The 17,604-nt window shown below is 40.2% G+C and carries 15 protein-coding genes, 1 tRNA gene and 1 pseudogene; 9 read left to right on the top strand and 8 right to left on the bottom strand.

What is annotated here, in order from left to right:
* Nucleotides 1-673: 673 nt before the first annotated feature.
* Entirely contained in the window at nt 674-2,176 is a 1,503-nt protein-coding gene (locus tag HMPREF0106_RS16090; RefSeq protein ID WP_008022468.1) for a glutamine synthetase family protein, read from the bottom strand.
* Between the two features lie 67 nt (nt 2,177-2,243).
* The gene (locus tag HMPREF0106_RS16095; protein ID WP_009039579.1) at nt 2,244-3,050 is read right to left on the bottom strand and encodes a DUF4846 domain-containing protein; all 807 of its coding nucleotides are present in this window, start codon (nt 3,048-3,050) and stop codon (nt 2,244-2,246) included.
* A gap of 124 nt (nt 3,051-3,174) precedes the next feature.
* Between HMPREF0106_RS16095 and HMPREF0106_RS16100 the strand changes: the two genes are divergently transcribed.
* From HMPREF0106_RS16100 to HMPREF0106_RS16130, 7 genes are all read left to right on the top strand, one after another.
* Nucleotides 3,175-3,888, top strand: coding sequence for a DUF169 domain-containing protein (locus tag HMPREF0106_RS16100; RefSeq protein WP_008640134.1), 714 nt, complete (start codon nt 3,175-3,177; stop codon nt 3,886-3,888).
* Between the two features lie 359 nt (nt 3,889-4,247).
* Nucleotides 4,248-4,757, top strand: a complete 510-nt coding sequence (locus HMPREF0106_RS16105) for a hypothetical protein (RefSeq protein WP_009039578.1) — start codon at nt 4,248-4,250, stop codon at nt 4,755-4,757.
* Nucleotides 4,758-4,770: 13 nt separating this feature from the next.
* Nucleotides 4,771-5,706, top strand: a complete 936-nt coding sequence (locus HMPREF0106_RS16110; RefSeq protein WP_004316874.1) for a DUF362 domain-containing protein — start codon at nt 4,771-4,773, stop codon at nt 5,704-5,706.
* 7 nt (nt 5,707-5,713) lie between these two features.
* Nucleotides 5,714-7,261 carry a 4Fe-4S binding protein gene (locus HMPREF0106_RS16115; protein WP_009039577.1) on the top strand — a complete coding sequence of 516 codons (1,548 nt, stop codon included), beginning with the start codon at nt 5,714-5,716 and terminating at the stop codon, nt 7,259-7,261.
* 240 nt (nt 7,262-7,501) lie between these two features.
* Nucleotides 7,502-8,308, top strand: a complete 807-nt coding sequence (locus HMPREF0106_RS16120; RefSeq protein WP_008022480.1) for a patatin-like phospholipase family protein — start codon at nt 7,502-7,504, stop codon at nt 8,306-8,308.
* A gap of 53 nt (nt 8,309-8,361) precedes the next feature.
* Nucleotides 8,362-10,059: an alpha-amylase family protein gene (locus tag HMPREF0106_RS16125; RefSeq protein ID WP_032851213.1), complete on the top strand. Its 1,698-nt coding sequence runs from the start codon at nt 8,362-8,364 to the stop codon at nt 10,057-10,059.
* 147 nt (nt 10,060-10,206) lie between these two features.
* Nucleotides 10,207-10,695 (top strand): PepSY-like domain-containing protein, encoded by a 489-nt coding sequence (locus tag HMPREF0106_RS16130; RefSeq protein WP_008640124.1) that lies wholly within the window; start codon nt 10,207-10,209, stop codon nt 10,693-10,695.
* A gap of 87 nt (nt 10,696-10,782) precedes the next feature.
* Here HMPREF0106_RS16130 and HMPREF0106_RS16135 read toward each other — a convergent pair whose 3' ends face one another.
* From HMPREF0106_RS16135 to HMPREF0106_RS16160, 6 genes are all read right to left on the bottom strand, one after another.
* Complete coding sequence (locus HMPREF0106_RS16135; RefSeq protein ID WP_008640123.1) at nt 10,783-12,795, bottom strand: alpha amylase C-terminal domain-containing protein; 2,013 nt, start codon at nt 12,793-12,795, stop codon at nt 10,783-10,785.
* Nucleotides 12,796-12,813: 18 nt separating this feature from the next.
* Nucleotides 12,814-13,260, bottom strand: coding sequence for a YhcH/YjgK/YiaL family protein (locus HMPREF0106_RS16140; RefSeq protein WP_008640122.1), 447 nt, complete (start codon nt 13,258-13,260; stop codon nt 12,814-12,816).
* Nucleotides 13,261-13,297: 37 nt separating this feature from the next.
* Nucleotides 13,298-13,972, bottom strand: coding sequence for a DUF2461 domain-containing protein (locus tag HMPREF0106_RS16145; RefSeq protein ID WP_009039575.1), 675 nt, complete (start codon nt 13,970-13,972; stop codon nt 13,298-13,300).
* Nucleotides 13,973-14,249: 277 nt separating this feature from the next.
* Nucleotides 14,250-14,846 carry an aminotransferase class IV family protein gene (locus tag HMPREF0106_RS16150; protein ID WP_009039574.1) on the bottom strand — a complete coding sequence of 199 codons (597 nt, stop codon included), beginning with the start codon at nt 14,844-14,846 and terminating at the stop codon, nt 14,250-14,252.
* Complete coding sequence (locus HMPREF0106_RS16155) at nt 14,830-15,837, bottom strand: aminodeoxychorismate synthase component I (RefSeq protein ID WP_009039573.1); 1,008 nt, start codon at nt 15,835-15,837, stop codon at nt 14,830-14,832. Before HMPREF0106_RS16155 ends, HMPREF0106_RS16150 begins: the two co-directional genes overlap by 17 nt.
* 127 nt (nt 15,838-15,964) lie before the next feature.
* Nucleotides 15,965-16,699: a hypothetical protein gene (locus tag HMPREF0106_RS16160; protein WP_004295839.1), complete on the bottom strand. Its 735-nt coding sequence runs from the start codon at nt 16,697-16,699 to the stop codon at nt 15,965-15,967.
* A gap of 286 nt (nt 16,700-16,985) precedes the next feature.
* Here HMPREF0106_RS16160 and HMPREF0106_RS16165 point away from each other — a divergent pair.
* Together HMPREF0106_RS16165 and HMPREF0106_RS27780 are read left to right on the top strand one after the other, a co-directional pair.
* Nucleotides 16,986-17,059 (top strand) — tRNA-Arg (locus HMPREF0106_RS16165).
* A 333-nt stretch (nt 17,060-17,392) separates the two neighbouring features.
* A pseudogene (locus tag HMPREF0106_RS27780) lies at nt 17,393-17,604 on the top strand (transposase); the annotation flags it as partial.

Genomic DNA, 17,604 nt, shown 5'->3' with positions numbered 1-17,604 from the left:
AAAGCGATGAATGGCAATAATCTTATAGTGGCATTGATGATACTTTATTTATAAAAAAAGAGGTAAGTTACGCAGTATTCCGCTATCGAATGAGTCAGAACTGCACAGTTTAGTTCATTTTCACACCGGAATGAATCTATTTTGTTAAGAATATGATTGCTCTGAATCAAATCCCCCAATTTTCAGACTGATCCAAGAGGATGTTTTCATGATGCAAAAATAAGAATTTTAACGCAATCCCCCAAGGTTTCAGACTGAGCCAAAATACAAATATAAAAAATTAATAATTCAATAAGAAAGTTTTAGGAAGATCTTAATTAGAAATGGATATGCTCAAATAAATGAGAAGATACACGTAAAAAAATCAAATCGTAATAAACCTCTTTATTGTTGTTGGTACAAAGGAAAGCATTATTTGGAGATAATGCACTATACTCCCTCCTTTTTCTTTTCTCAAAACATCTTTTTTATGAAAATAGGCCAATACTTAACGTTTAAACTCTATTATATCAAACTATCTGCCACCAATTATCTGATTAGCCTTCTATAGTTTCTTTGTTATAAGCTCTTTGAAAAACAAATACTTATAGTTAAATTCTGCATCAGAAAATTAAAGGCTACCTTCTTTGAAACAGAAGATAGCCTTTATTATATACCAATTTACGTTTGCAGATTATCCACAATGGAAATACTTATGTACGAGATCTAACATCTCCATCGGCTTTCCTTCCAAATCCGCACGCAACGTTTTATCTTCGTAACTGCGAAGTCTGCGGATGATACCATCAATCATTGCCGGACTAAAGACATTATATTGTTCAAAGATTGCCCGTTGTTGCTGCAGGCAATCAGCAGAAGCCTCACAGCTATCTGGCAGTTGTGCCAGTGAATTTAGTTTATCTTCATTCTCTTTCTGATGGATATTCACATTCACATACGTCTTTTGAGCGATATCCAGCGCATTTTCAATTTCAAAGCCATGACGGCAGGCAACAGCCAAACCGGCCAACAGTTGATATAAATCTGCCGAACCATCCGGAGAACGCATTTCTACAGTCTGCTTCTGGCTGGTGTCAAAATGGCTTTCGGCTTCCAACGGATTAGCTAATGTACACATATCTGTTTTTGCAGCCCATCCCAATGGCACACGTACTAATACGGAACGGTTACGATCTCCCCAGCAAACATTGGTAGGTGCCTCCTGATGAGGAACAAGACGGAAATAAGAAGTAGGATTGGTATTTCCAAAGGCAGTGATTGAAGGAGCAAGCACCATCATTCCGGCAATTGCTTTACGCGCTGTTTCCGACAAAACGCCGTCTTTCAACATTTGGTTCTTTCCGTCTTTCATGATACGCATGTGTACGTGCAAGCCCGACCCTGCCTTACCGGCTGTAATTTTAGGAGCAAAGGTCACATTATATCCATATCTGTATCCCAGATTACGAATCACCCATTTGGCAATCATCAACTGATCTGCCGCCTGCGATACGGGAACCGGCAGAAACTCAATCTCATTCTGCTCATAAATATAGCCATCCAACGTAAAATTACCCACTTCGGAGTGTCCATACTTTATTTGCCCGCCTGTCTGTGCGATATAAGACATACATTGAGTACGGAACTCATTAAATTTAGCGTATGGACCCGATTCGTGATAACCACGTTGGTCGGTTGCTTGAAACATACCTGTATCCGGGGCTATTACATAATATTCCAATTCGCCCATTGCCTGAAATTCCATTCCGGTAACTTCTGTAAAAGTTTTGCTTGCTTTGTAAAGGGTGTGTTCTGGTGCACTTTCGAGGGGTTCGCCATCTTTGTTGAAGAAAGAGCAAAGCATAGACAGCGTCGGAATCTCGGCAAACGGATCAACGAATGCAGTGCAGAAACGGGGAATCACATAAAGGTCACTACTGCCCGCTTCTATGAAAGAAAAAAGACTGGAGCCGTCTACCCGTTCTCCACAAGTAAGAATAGCTTCCAGATAGGCTTGATTGTTGATGACAAAGTTCAGGGTTTTCAGACGACCGTCTCCCGCCGGATACATGAAATTGACCATGCGGATATCTTTTTGCTGGATAAATGAGATAATGTCGGCTTTGGTAAACTCTGAAGTTGGCTTTTGAAGGAATGCTACCAACTGGTTAGCATTCATTGACAAATCTTGATTCATAATCGGTTGTTTTTCGTTGTTGTATGATTAAAACGGTTTGTTAAATGCCAAAGATAACGAAAAGATTCTACTCCTTAAAGCGTTTTAAATCTTTCCGGCTAAAAATCCATTCCGGAGTATATAGTTTCCCCGCATCCGTTTCCGCCAATTCATACCAGGGGGAAAGGCTGCGACTGACAGGATTTACAAGAATATGAATCTGTTGTGCAGGCATATAGCTCTGCGCCAACAGGAATACTTTCTTTTTGGTAGTCGGATGAACAGCAACATCTACAACAATGACCGCATGTCCGGGTGAGCCTCCTTTAATAAATACATCACCGGGTTGCAAAGAAGTATAAGACACAGCCTGAAGCTCGCGGGATAAAGAAGCCGTTCCGGCATACATAAAGACCATATCGAGATAGTTACGGAAAGTTTTATAGGAATAATCCACTCCTTTACCCGCAGCATACCATTGCACTTGATTGCCGCTGACTTTTATCCGATTTCCTTCCGCCCATTTCTTGTACCCGGCAGGGAAACCATTGGTGAAGTTGAATTTTATTTCTCCATATCGTTTATGTTTCCACAGATATTCCGCCCGCAAACGCATTACCGCATCGGCACACTGTTGCAAATCACGGTTGCCTATCTCCATATCAATTACAGCGTAGGCTGCAGACTGATTTGCCTTTTCTTTTCCATTATAAAGCATCACTTTACTACCTTTCGGCATCAAAGGCAAATTACGTAAGTAACCTGTAAACGAATGATCGGAACAAGCCTCCCTGACATATCCCGTCGGAGGAACGATTCTTGTAGCAACCGTTTCTTGTCCCCACAATTGCAGGGATGTACAAAGTAACCCTATATATATTAGTAAATACTTCATAACGCTTCTCTTTATATTCTGTTCCGGACAAATATAAGTAATTATTGTTTAAAAAGAGGATGAATGTCTATTTTTATTTTAACTTTGTACAAAGACCTACATACATAACTAAAATTGATAAGCTATGGACATCCAAACATTTATTCAGAATTTCAAGGAGGCATTCGGAGAGAATGCCGAATTACCTCTTGTATTTTGGTATTCGGATATACTGGAAGGAACAGCAGAGAAAATTAACGGTTGCTTCTTTAAAGGTATGAAGACTGTCAGAGAAGGTGGTACTATCAGCTTGAATGCAGAAAATATCGGTTGCGGTGGCGGCAAATTCTACACAGGTTTTACAGAAATGCCTGAACGCGTACCGACTTTTGTCTCACTAAAAGAACGATATAAACAGACTCCGGAAATGGTCATTGAATTTATCCGGCAACTCGGAGTGCCGATGGCAGAAAAGAAATACCTTCATTTTGCCCGTATAGACAAAATAGCTAATCTGGAACAAATGGAAGGCGTCATGTTTATCGCCAATCCTGATATGCTTTCCGGACTGACTACATGGGCTTACTATGATAATAATGCCGAAGATGGCGTCGTTTCCTTATTCGGTTCCGGTTGCAGTTCCATAGTGACACAAGCCACTCTTGAAAACCGCAAAGGAGGCAAGCGGACCTTTATCGGTTTCTTCGATCCGTCGGTGCGTCCGTACTTTGAAGCGGATAAGTTGAGTTATACGATACCTATGTCCAGATTCAGAGAAATGTGTGGGACTATGCGCCAAAGTTGCCTGTTTGATACGCATGCATGGGGAAAGATCCGGGAAAGAATGGGTGCCGAATAAGGCTAAAATACAAACCAAATAGTTTCAAAATATGTTTCAAGCTTTGAAACTGTTTGTTTCTCGGTGTGAAACGAATGGTTTCAAGCAGTGAAACAAACAGTTTCCCATAGTGAAACAAAGTGTTTCAAATAGGCTTGAAACTTTTCTGTCCCATTTTTAATATCATAAAGTAAATGCTTAAATTAGTTCGTATTATAAGTTATTATTCAAAACGCAACGAAGCCTCCTTTTTTCTATTAACTAATTTTAGACAGTTACTTAAGCAAATAGTTCTTTGCCAGGATTAAACCTTTTCTACGGAAAGAAGTCTAATTTTTTAAATATTATCGTTCTATTAAACATTAAAGTTATCAACGAAAATGGAAACATCTGCTAAACTCTATTCACTGAATTACAGCAATGTAAGAACTTACCTCTTTGCCCTGCTATTTGTGGTAGGCAACATTGCACTTCCACAAATCTGTCATCTTGTACCATACGGTGGCCCTACTTTATTGCCGATCTATTTTTTCACGTTGATCGCAGCTTATAAATATGGCTTTCGTGTGGGATTACTGACAGCAATTCTTTCTCCTGTCATCAATCACCTGTTATTTGCAATGCCATCGGGAGCTGCACTCCCCATTATATTGATAAAATCCGCTTTACTTGCCGGTACTTCCGCCTTGGCTGCACGAACACTGAAATCCGTTTCTTTATGGGCTATTCTCGGTGTCGTTCTCTCCTATCAGATTATAGGAACTGCTTTTGAATGGGCATTCATCGGAAATTTCCATGCAGCAGTGCAAGACTTCCGCATTGGTATTCCCGGTATGTTAATTCAATGGTTTAGCGGCTACGCCCTACTGAAAGCGATTGCAAAACTCTAAAGTAAAATCAAAAATGGACAGAAGGGACTTTTTAAAAACAGTAGCCATAACCGGTGCCGCATTGAGTATTCAGCATTCGGAGGCAATGGAGATATTAACCCAGACTATTAATAATACGAACGGAGGCAATCCGGACTTGGTAGCCGTCATGGGTGGAGAACCGGAAGCTATGTTCCGCCGTGCTATCAGCGAACTGGGCGGTATGAAACAATTCGTCAAACCGGGACAGAAGGTGGTCGTAAAACCTAATATCGGTTGGGATAAAGTGCCGGAACTGGCAGGAAACACCAACCCGCAACTGATTGCTGAAATCGTGAAACAATGCTTTGCTGCCGGAGCTAAAGAAGTGACCGTATTCGACCATACGTGTGACGATTGGCAGAAGTGCTACAAAAACAGCGGCATCGAAGCGGCGGCAAAAGCTGCCGGAGCAAAAGTAATGCCTGCTCATTTGGAGTCTTATTACAAGCCGGTAAACTTACCCAACGGTCAGAAGATGAAGAAAGCAAAGATACATGAAGCCATCCTGAATTGCGATGTATGGATCAATGTTCCCATCCTGAAAAATCACGGGGGCGCCAATCTGACTATCTCAATGAAAAATCACATGGGAATTGTCTGGGACCGTGGATTTTTCCACCAGAATGACTTGCAGCAATGTATTGCCGATATCTGCACACTGCAAAAGAAAGCTGTGCTTAACGTAGTGGACGCTTATCGTATCATGAAAACCAATGGCCCGCGAGGACGTTCTGCCTCGGATGTCGTATTAGCAAAAGGACTGTTCATTTCACCGGATATTGTAGCAGTGGACACGGCTGCTGCCAAATTCTTCAATCAAGTACGTGAGATGCCACTAGATACTGTGGGACACCTCGCTAAAGGAGAAGCACTGAAAATAGGAACTATGAACATTGACAAGCTGAATGTCAAGCGAATTAAGATGTAAAATAACAATGTCAAGAAAGCTACGTATTGGAATATCAGCACTTTTATTTGTGCTGATTTCTTTCTTTTTTCTCGATTTCGCAGAAATATTACCGAACAGTTTTCATCGGCTGGCACATTTGCAATTTATTCCAGCTGTCCTTTCACTAAGTATAGGTATCTTATTATTTCTCATTGTGTTAACGCTCTTGTTTGGACGCGTTTATTGTTCTACAATTTGCCCTATGGGTATTTTGCAGGATGTCATTGCACGCATTTCAAAATCAACAGGGAAAAAGAAAAAAAGATATAGTTACAGTCCCACGAAAAACAAATTGCGTTGGGGCGTACTCGGACTGACAGTAATCGGATTTCTATGCGGATTTACATTTATTGTAGGCCTGCTCGATCCATACAGCGCGTATGGACGTGTGGTAGTGCATATATTCAAACCTATCTACATGTTGGGGAATAATCTGTTGGAATCCGTCTTTTCCAAGTTTGACAATTATACGTTTTATCAGGTAGATACCTCTGTTTTAAGCATTTCTTCTCTTCTCATTGCTATTATCACTCTGGCAGTTATTTTTGTAATGGCATGGAAACACGGGCGGACATGGTGCAATACGGTTTGTCCCGTAGGAACAGTATTGGGATTATTGAGCCGCTTTTCATTATTTAAGGTCCGTATCGATACTGCGAAATGTAATGGATGCGGGCTTTGTGCTACCAAATGCAAAGCCTCCTGCATCAATAGTAAAGAACATGCCATTGATTATAGCCGCTGCGTAGATTGTTTCGATTGCCTGGGAGCATGCAAGCAAAAGGCATTGGTCTATAACCCTTCTTTAAAGAAACAACAAGCAAACGTAGAAGTCCCTGTGCCATCATCACCGGACACGGATTCATCCAAACGCCGCTTTTTGGTTACCGGTCTTGTTACTGCCGGGGCTGCACCCAAACTCCTGTCCCAAGCCAAAGAATCCGTTGCAAGACTGGAAGGCAAAAAGGCATACAAAAAAGAGAATCCAATCACTCCTCCGGGATCTATCAGTCGGGAACACTTTCAACAGCAATGTACATCCTGTCATCTTTGTGTCAGCAAATGCCCCTCTCATGTTCTGCAACCTGCTTTTATGGAGTATGGTTTGGCAGGCATAATGCAGCCGACCGTCAGTTTTGAGAAAGGATTTTGTAATTTTGACTGTACTGTTTGCGGAGACGTTTGTCCCAATGGAGCAATTCTTCCCATAAGTGTAGAGCAAAAACATCTTACACAAATGGGATATGTTGTTTTTATCGAAGAAAATTGCATCGTTTATACTGATGGAACCAGTTGCGGAGCGTGTTCCGAGCACTGTCCTACACAGGCTGTGGCAATGGTACCATATAAAGACGGATTAACGATCCCTCATGTAAACAAAGAAATATGCGTAGGTTGTGGAGGATGCGAATATGTTTGCCCTGCCCGTCCATTCCGCGCTATCTATATCGAAGGAAATCCAGTACAAAAAGAAGCAAAACCTTTTAAAGAAAGCGAAGAACATAAAGTGGAGATAGACGATTTCGGATTCTAATCAGTACACAGTGCTGGTGTAAAAGATTCCATCCGTATATTTGTGCTCTATTGTGATATATTTAAATGCGGATAACAAAACTTTATATTTACGCAATTAAAGTTCCATGTTATCCGCATTTATTGTGTTCTATGGATAACAAAAAACTACTTATAACGTTCTCTTAAAAAAACTATTCATTATATTCCTCCTACTTTCAATAAATTCACTAAATTCGTGGCGAACTAAAGAAAGCAACTCATGGAGGTATTCACAAATAACAGGAATAGCCGGAAATATCAGATTGGCTATGCACTAAGCGGAGGATTTATTAAAGGATTTGCCCATCTGGGAGTTATGCAAGCTCTTTTAGAGCATGATATTAAACCGGAAATCATCTCCGGAGTAAGCGCAGGAGCACTTGCCGGTGTCTTTTATGCAGATGGCAACGAACCCCACAAAGTTCTTGATTATTTCTCCGGACATAAATTCCAGGATTTAACCAAACTGGTAATTCCTAAAAAAGGATTATTTGACCTTTGTGAATTTATAGACTTTCTCCGAACCAACGTAAAAGCCAAAAACTTGGAAGATTTACAACTTCCTCTGATTATCACAGCAACCGACCTCGATCATGGACGCATGGTTCATTTTCACCGCGGCAGTATTGCTGAACGGGTCGCAGCTTCCTGCTGTATGCCTGTTATGTTCGCACCAGTCAATATAGATGGCACTAACTATGTAGACGGAGGATTGATGATGAATCTTCCTGTCTCTACCCTGCGTAGAGTGTGTGATAAGGTGGTGGCTGTCAACGTAAGCCCCATCATGGCAGAGGACTACAAAATGAATATTGTAAGCATTGCTATGCGTTCATTCCATTTTATGTTCCGCGCCAATACTTTTCCAGAAAGGGAAAAGTGTGATTTATTAATCGAACCATACAATCTATACGGATATAGCAATACCGAACTGGAGAAAGCAGAAGAAATCTTCGGACAGGGATATAATACAGCCAATGAAGTGCTTAATCAACTGTTGGAAGAAAAAGGGAAAATATGGAAGTAACCTCCTATCCATCGGAAAAAAGAATGAATACGAATATTAATAATCTACTCTATATGAATGACGAAAATAAAATAATTATCTATCAAGTGTTCACCCGTCTGTTTGGAAATAACAACAACCACTGTGTCTACAATGGCGACATTGCCACCAACGGTTGTGGAAAAATGGCTGATTTCACGCTCAAGGCACTTGGTGAAATCAAAAAATTAGGTACTACACATATATGGTATACAGGCATCATCGAACATGCCACTCAAACGGATTATCGTCGTTATAACATCAGTCCGGATCATCCTGCCATTGTGAAAGGAAAAGCTGGCTCTCCCTATGCCATCAAGGATTATTATGATGTAGATCCTGACCTGGCCAACGATGTACAGGGACGTATGAAAGAATTTGAGAACCTGGTACACCGTACACATCGCACAGGTTTGAAAGTGATTATAGATTTTGTACCTAATCACGTAGCACGCCAGTACCATTCGGACGCACAGCCCGACGGTACGACGGAATTAGGGGCTAACGATGACCCCAATCAATCTTTCAGTCCATACAATAATTTCTATTATATTCCGCAAGCGGAACTTCGTGCCCAGTTCGATATGAAAGACGGTGCAGCAGAGCCTTACCGGGAATTTCCGGCTAAAGCTACCGGTAACAATCGTTTTGATGCTACGCCTAATATCACCGACTGGTATGAAACGGTAAAATTAAACTATGGAGTGGATTATCAGAATGGCGGTACCTGCCACTTCTCCCCAACTCCGGACACTTGGATAAAGATGCTGGACATTCTTCTTTTCTGGGCGTCAAAGCACATTGACGGTTTCCGTTGTGACATGGCAGAAATGGTTCCCGTTGAATTTTGGGAATGGGCTATTCCTCAAGTTAAAGAGGTTTATCCTGAAATACTTTTCATCGCAGAAGTCTATAATCCCAGCGAATATCGTAACTATCTGTTCCGTGGTAAGTTTGATTATCTATATGATAAGGTAGGATTGTATGATACATTACGAAATGTAGCCTGCGGATATGAATCTGCCACTGCAATCACTCATTGCTGGCAAAGCCTGAATGGAATAGAGAAAAAAATGCTCAACTTCCTGGAGAACCACGATGAGCAACGTATCGCATCTGATTTCTTTGCCGGTAATCCGCGTAAAGGGATTCCCGCACTAATTGTTTCTGCATGTATGAACACCAATCCTATGATGATCTATTTCGGTCAGGAGTTCGGAGAGCTGGGCATGGATAGCGAAGGATTCAGCGGAAGAGACGGACGGACTACCATATTCGATTATTGGAGCGTAGATACTATACGTCGTTGGCGTAACGGAGGAAAGTTTGACGGAAAAATGCTTACTGAAGAACATAAGCACCTCTACTCTATCTATCAAAAAGTACTGACGCTTTGCAACGAAGAGCAGGCAATCAAAAAGGGGGTATTCTTTGACTTGATGTATGCCAATATAAACGGATGGCGTTTCAATGAGCATAAACAATATACTTTTATGCGGAAATACAAAAACGAGATTCTGTTTTTCGTTATTAATTTCGACAGTCAACTGGTAGATGTTGCCATCAACGTACCTTCACATGCCTTCGACTTTTTGCAGATTCCTCAAATGGAGTCTTATCAGGCCATTGATTTGATGACCGGTGCTAAAGAAGAAATCTGCTTATTACCTTATAAACCGACAGATGTTTCGGTCGGAGGTTATAACGGAAAAATTTTAAAGATTACTTTTTAAGTAAAAAGAGTAAGATAAGAACCGCATACTCCTTATCCTCCGGGCATTTCACTTATATAATGCCCGGAGGATTATTTTATGTACATCGCTCAAACAAATATTCTCAAAGGCTGTTTAGTTATAACTAATTCTCTAAACTCAAAGCTTATGAAGAAATTTATGATTTGTGCGATCACACTGTTTTTGCTATTATCTACATCTGTTTTTGGAGATACCCCTCCCGGCAATGTACAGGCAACTTTCAAGAAAATGTATCCCAAAGCAAACGGCATTGCCTGGTCACAAGATGACGGATATTATTGCGCCAATTTTGTAATGAACGGATTTACTAAAAATGTGTGGTTTAACGTCCGGGGGCAATGGGTGATGACACAGACTGACCTTGTTAGCCTTGATCGTCTGTCACCGGCAGTCTATAATGCTTTTGTATCCGGGCCATACGCTAGTTGGGTGGTAGATAATGTGACAATGGTAGAGTTTCCCAAATGGCAAGCTATTATTGTAATTAAAGTAGGCCAAGATAACGTTGACATCAAATATCAGTTATTCTATACTCCACAAGGAGTATTACTGAAAACACGCAACGTGAGTGATATGTATGATATTCTCGGACCAAGTACCTTTTTGGTAAACTAGAACTAAATCATTCAATAACACAATATGCGAGAAAGCCCCTGCAGATATACAATGATAGTTGCAGGGGCTTCTTATTTAAAGATAAAATTATTTCTTCTTTCTAAGCACTACAGCGGTACGGGCAGGAATGTAGAGTTTCAACCACTCTTTCTTTTCTTTACTGTACAGCGGATCGGCAATAGTAAAGTGCACTACAGAATCATCTGCCAAACCGTTTCCTCCAAATGCAACGTCGTCCGTATTCAATATTACTTCATAAGCTCCCGGAGTTACCAGGAATCCATAGTCGGTAAATGACTGTTTCGGATTAAAGTTAAAGACAAATATAAGGTCTTTACGGCCGTATGCCAATACCTGATCGCCATCATTATGCCATATTTCCTGAACAGGTGTCGTTTGAAAGTTTTTCACGCTCTTCAGAACTTTCAGCATATTCTTATCAAAATCACCCATATAATGATAGGTCAGATTCTTGTTGTCTACCAAATCCCATTGGCGACGGGCATACTTACATGACCATCCGTTACCTTCACGCGGGAAGTCAATCCATTCGGGATGACCGAATTCATTTCCCATGAAGTTCAGATAACCTCCGTTGATGGTTGAAGAGGTCAATAAACGAATCATCTTGTGCAAAGCGATACCACGGTTGACAACATAATTTTCATCTCCCTTTTGCATATGCCAGTACATATCAGCATCAATCAGACGGAAGATAATTGTCTTGTCTCCCACTAATGCCTGGTCGTGGCTTTCTGCATACGAAATGGTCTTTTCATCCTGACGACGGTTGGTTACTTCCCAGAACATGCTGGAAGGTTTCCAGTCTTCATCAATCTTTTCTTTGATTGTCTTGATCCAATAGTCCGGAATGTTCATGGCCATACGATAATCGAAGCCGTAACCGCCATCTTCTATTTTTGCAGCCAGCCCCGGCATACCGGAAACTTCTTCCGCAATGGTTATCGCTTTCGGATTTACCTGATGAATCACTTCATTAGCCAATGTCAGGTAACAAATCGCATTATCATCCTGATGACCGTTGAAATAATCTCCATAGTTACAGAAGGCTTCACCCAAACCATGACTATAATATAGCATAGAAGTGACTCCGTCAAAACGGAAGCCGTCAAATTTATATTCTTCCAGCCAGTACTTGCAGTTAGACAACAGGAAGTGAATCACTTCGTTCTTGCCATAATCGAAGCATAGAGAATCCCAAGCCGGATGTTCGCGACGAACGCCCGGATAGAAATACTGATTCGGATCACCGGCAAAGTTTCCTAATCCTTCTACTTCATTCTTCACTGCATGTGAATGAACAATGTCCATAATCACAGCAATTCCCATCTCATGAGCGGCATCGATCAATGCTTTCAATTCGTCGGGAGTACCAAAACGGGAAGAGGCAGCAAAAAAGCTGGATACATGATAGCCGAAACTTCCATAATAAGGATGTTCCTGAATGGCCATAATCTGGATACAATTATACCCTTCTTCAGCAATACGGGGAAGTATTTTCTCGCGGAATTCGTTATAAGTGCCCACTTTTTCCTCCCGTTGTGCCATTCCGATATGACATTCATAAATCAACAGTGGATTCGTGTCGGGCTTAAATGTTTTCTTTTTGAATTTATAGGGTTTCTCCGGAGCCCAGACTTGCGCACTGAATATCTTGGTCTGTTCATCCTGCACCACACGAGTAGCCCATGCAGGAATACGCTCGCCTTGTCCGCCTTCCCAGTATACATTCAATTTGTAGAGATCGCCATGATGAATGGCATCCGCCGGCAGGTTAATTTCCCAATTGCCATTCTTTAGTTTTTTCAGCTTATAGGCTGCTTTTTCCTCCCAATTATTAAATGTACCCACCATATAAATATGAGTAGCATTGGGCGCCCATTCACGGAAAGTCCATCCCTTATCGGTGCGATGCAATCCAAAATAAAGATACCCCGATGCAAAATCTGAAAGGGTTTGTTTGCCTTTATTCGTCAATTCAGCTTCCTTGTCTAATACATGCTGATGACGCCCGGTGATAGCACCGGCAAAAGGTTCCAGCCAGGGATCATTTTTTATGAGATTAAGTGTCTTTTCCATATCAGAATTGAATTAGGATTATGCTTTTACTTTTACAATTACTTTTTTCACACCATCCGGAGTGATGCCGGGAGCATGACCGTCTTGCGGGAAGAAGATAGCAAACATTCCCGGTTTTACGGTAACGTATGTTTCTGCCAATCCTTCAAAAAAAGTAATGTCTTTTTCTGCGTTATAAGGTGCATCTGCCGGAACACAATCTTTAGCAGTGGTATACCCCATAATTTCTGTTCCCGACAACGGGATTTGAATGTCAATAAATTCGTTATGAGTTTCCAGTTTGGCTTCCTCTTTTGTTTTAGGCTTGGTTTGTGCGATATTCACGAACAGATCTTTCCCTTTCAGTTCTGTCTTACCAATTTCCATGGCTTGGAGGTCATGAGACTTCAAGAAGTCGATGGCTTGTGCAAACAAAGGATTTAAAGACGCATATTTCTCCAGATTTTCTAAAGTATCTACTACCATATAAGTTAAATTTTAAAGTTTATATTCCAGGCATTATTTATTCAAAATCATCAATCGTATAATTTATAAAATCAGCAAACCGCTTGAACTGGCGGAACGCTTTGTCTATCTGTTCCAACATATCCGGCCGGGTAAAGAAGTCATCAGGAACATTATAAGAGCAAACATACTCTTTACATTTCAAATAATCGACATACTTGAAGTCTTTCGGGAAGCCTTTCGGAGCTGTTTTCAGAAAATCCTCCCCTATCACCGGAAAGTATTTCTTAAACTCCGGATCTTCAACGATCGCAACAAATTCCTCGATATTGTCATAAATAGACTGACGCACTGCTTTCAGGATATTGGAAGGCAGACACAAGCTTCCTCCGGCAAGCATCGAACCATCCGGCTGCAAATGGACATAATATCCACAATGGTCGGATTTCTTTCCTTTGGCATTGATATAGCCGCCGAAATGTATTTTATAAGGTGTTTTATCCGCAGAGAAGCGGGTATCCCGGTAAATGCGATAAGTACAGTCTTTGGGTTGAATTCCCCGGATAGTTTCATCAAACAGGGAAATACGGGCAATCACTGTTGCCAAAAAGTTGTCGAACTCGGCACGGGCTGTTTCATATTCTGCCTTGTGCTCATTAAACCACTCACGATTATTATTCGCGGAAAGATCTTTTAAAAACTGAAAGATAACGGGTATGTTCATCTTTATCATTTTCTATTATTACTCTACAAACGTACAAATTTTATTTCATATAAACTACAAAAGGGGGTAAAAGGACATAAAAAAAGCATCGGCCTGGTAAAACCGATGCTTTAACACATTTATCAAAAAAACAGACTCTTCTGTCTCTGACGTACTTTAGCTTTCACAAGTGGAGTACAATCTCTTTAATTAATCTTATATCTAATACTATGAAAAACACATAAATATAACAGTACAAAAGTGACATTTGTTCAGCAATGCTCTGTATATTTCAGTTAATTATCGTTTATAGAATGAAATATTTCTTATTTATAGGCAATACAATACGTTCCCAGTCAATCATGGCGTTGAATAACATGATATGTGAATAGTCATTTAAATGTACTTGCGCGATGTCTTTCTCAACAATCAATTGCTTATTCAGAAGTTCCGCCCGCTTCGTTCCCTGGAGTAACGGATGAGCCGGAGTAAACCATGTGTGCCCATCGTAGAGGGCGATATTGGCAATAGAAGTATCTGTCAGATAGCCATCTTTCACGATTAAAATATCATCTGCCATTCCTTTTTGGGCATACAAAGCATTCAGTTCTTCCCGATGTGTGCTTTTGTAAGTGTAATTAATGGTATCGGATTCTATCAGATGCAAAGAGGACACTTTCCGCATCTGATAAGGAGCATACGTGACTTCTTCTACTTCTTTTCCATACACAATCCGGCATTTATGAATCCCGTTTAAAACTGGTGGCGATATATACTCACGCAAATCAAGCGGAACACTATCTTCCCAAAAGACCGCACGGGTTCTATTGAAACGCTCTGTGTGATAATCAAGATTATAAATCTGTCCATCCTCTATCCGGATAGTCTCAATAAATGGGTACATATACTTTTTGTTTCATTTCGTTATACTCACTTTCCGCATCGCTCTGACAGGTGATTCCACCTCCACTTTTAAAATACATTTTTTCTCCTTCCTGTTCTACAAAACGTATCATAACGGCACTATCCAGATTAATTCCATCCGAATAGCCCATAATTCCTGTATAAAATCCTCTGTCGTAAGTTTCAGCTTCCCGAATAATCTGCATCGTTTTTTTCTTGGGGGCACCGGTAATGGAACCGGCTGGCAAAAGTCGGAAAATAAGTTCTCCCAAATGTTCCGGATAGTTTTCCGGCAATACGCCTTGAATTTCAGAGCTTGTCTGAAGAATCGCTCCCTGATTAGTCTGCAATGTATCGATATACCGATACCGGGAAACGGACACTTGATTGGCAACCATGCTTAAATCATTACGAATCAAGTCTACGATAGTAGCGTGTTCTGCCGCCTCCTTAGGATCGTTCATCAATAATTGGGCAGCAGAAGGAATGGAAGCGTCAATAGTCCCTTTCATCGGGTATGAGCTAATTTTCCCCTGATGAATTCTCACAAATATTTCTGGAGAAAAAACAGTAAAAGTGTCTTTAACCCATAGCTTATAAATCGCTTTAGAGTGATAATAAATATCTTCCAGAGTGAGATTGGTATCTACCGGAGTGCGACAAGTCAGATTTGTGAGAAAACTATTTCCAGCCAAGATATTCTGTCGGACAATATTAAACGAGCGTTGATAGGAATAGAAAGATTCTGCAGAAGGCTGCCAATAGATAGAGTTCGCTGGTTTAGCAGAAAAAGAAGGTGTATACTTTTCAGTTGACGTAGCTTGATTGGTAAATCCATTCAAATTATACAAAAGTTCAGTAGAATCAACAGCAGCAACCTCTTCTATATAAGATGCATCCTGCAGATAATTGATAATAAAAACAAAAGGACGATGGTGTTGTCCAAACTGATTCATTCGTTTGATAGCCTGTTCCTTATTATATAAGTGCATAAAATACTTCTACGTTTAGGGAAGGCAAATGTACGCAAAAAGTATAGATTAGAAAAAGATAGCAATAAAAAAGGGTTGCCCGATGTGTCATATCGGCAACCCTTTATCATTTATAAGATTGGTCAAATTACTTCATAACAGCTTTTACTTGAGGAAGCATCTTCTTCACATTTTCATTTTCCGGAGAGATCTTAGCAGCTTCTTCCAGATAGTCTAATGCTTCTTTAAATCTACCATCGGCTTTTTCTTTTTCTGCAGCATATTTATCTGCATCAGAATTTGCCAAAGGAGCAGCTTTCTTCAGGATATTAGCGCCATCATTATAGCACAGAACTCCTAAACTGTACAATGCATTTGTTTTATATTGCTTGTGATCCAAAGGAATTACTTTCTTAAAACAATCTTCAGCTTCTTCTGCTTTTCCTGCTTTCTGTGCTGCAAGTCCTGCTTTTAGATAATGAAGACCATAATTCTTCACCATTGTCTTATTCTTAGGATCGACTTTCAGCCCTTCTTCTAATGTAGCTACATATTCAGCAGTCTTCTTTTGTGCATCTAAAGCCAAAGCTTTACGAGCATACGCATTTCCTATATTAAATTTTTTCTGAATAGCAATATCGAAAAAGGTCACGGCTTCCGCATACTTTTTCACTTCGTCTGCTGCTATACCACAATAGTAAGCTGTTGCAGAATCCTGATTATTAGTCTGTTTCAGATATTCGCTGAACTTCGCATACGCTACTGGATAATTTTTAGCATTAAATGCATCATTTCCTTCTTTTTTCAATTGCTCTGGGGCGGTTTGTGCAAAAACATTAGTCACTACAATACAAAATGCAAATAAAAAAATCAATTTCTTCATAACTTTATGTGTTTTTTAGTTGTTTATCGTTCAAAAGTAGAAGTTATAATAGAAAAACACAACCGTATTTTATTTTTTTGACCTTTTTGAAACCTATATAACGTTCGTTATTCTTCGTAAAAATGACGTTTTCCTATTCATTCCTCCCCAATCATATAAGTAAACAAAATATTTCTCTTTTATAAATTACTGATTCATAGCCATAAAGAAAAATATGAATAAAAAAGTGCCGGAAAGTTTTTGAGTTTTCATAAAAAGCACTACCTTTGCATCCGCAAATAAGGCTGGTTCCGTAGCTCAGCTGGATAGAGCAACGCCCTTCTAAGGCGTGGGTCCTGCGTTCGAATCGCAGCGGAATCACTTAGCAGAAAGGCTGATTATCAAATGGTTAATCAGCCTTTTTACTTTTCTAATTAGCTGCTATTGATTAAAAAAAAACGAGAAAACTCTCACTTTTGAGCAATTTACCTTGTCGAAATCTTGTCCGAGTGTTTTCTCTAAATTTTGAAACTATGGCAACAATCAGATTAGCTCTAATCCCAGCAAAGGTGTTAAGTGATGGATCTCACAAAATTTGTATAGCCATCCATCACAAAGAAGAAACAAAGTACATTGTCACTCGATTCAAAGTCGACAGTCTTTGGCTCAGTCTGAAACCTTGGGGGATTGCGTTAAAATTCTTATTTTTGCATCATGAAAACATCCTCTTCCCAAACGATTGATCCTGTTGCTTCTTTAAGCTTGTTCTTGCCTTCAGGAATCCTTGATTACTTTACCCTAGTCAATCATGTTTCTCAGGATACTTGCTTTATTCTTTATTTAGAGGAGAAAGCCACTATTCCTGCTGAGTACTCTGATCTCCATCTTCACTCAAAAGGTTTCCTCCCTGAGATTGAAGTTCAGGA

Source organism: Bacteroides sp. D22 (genome assembly GCF_000163675.1).
Classification (GTDB): domain Bacteria; phylum Bacteroidota; class Bacteroidia; order Bacteroidales; family Bacteroidaceae; genus Bacteroides; species Bacteroides xylanisolvens.
Note: the sequence above shows the minus strand (reverse complement) of the source record. Positions and strands in the feature narration are given on the sequence as shown.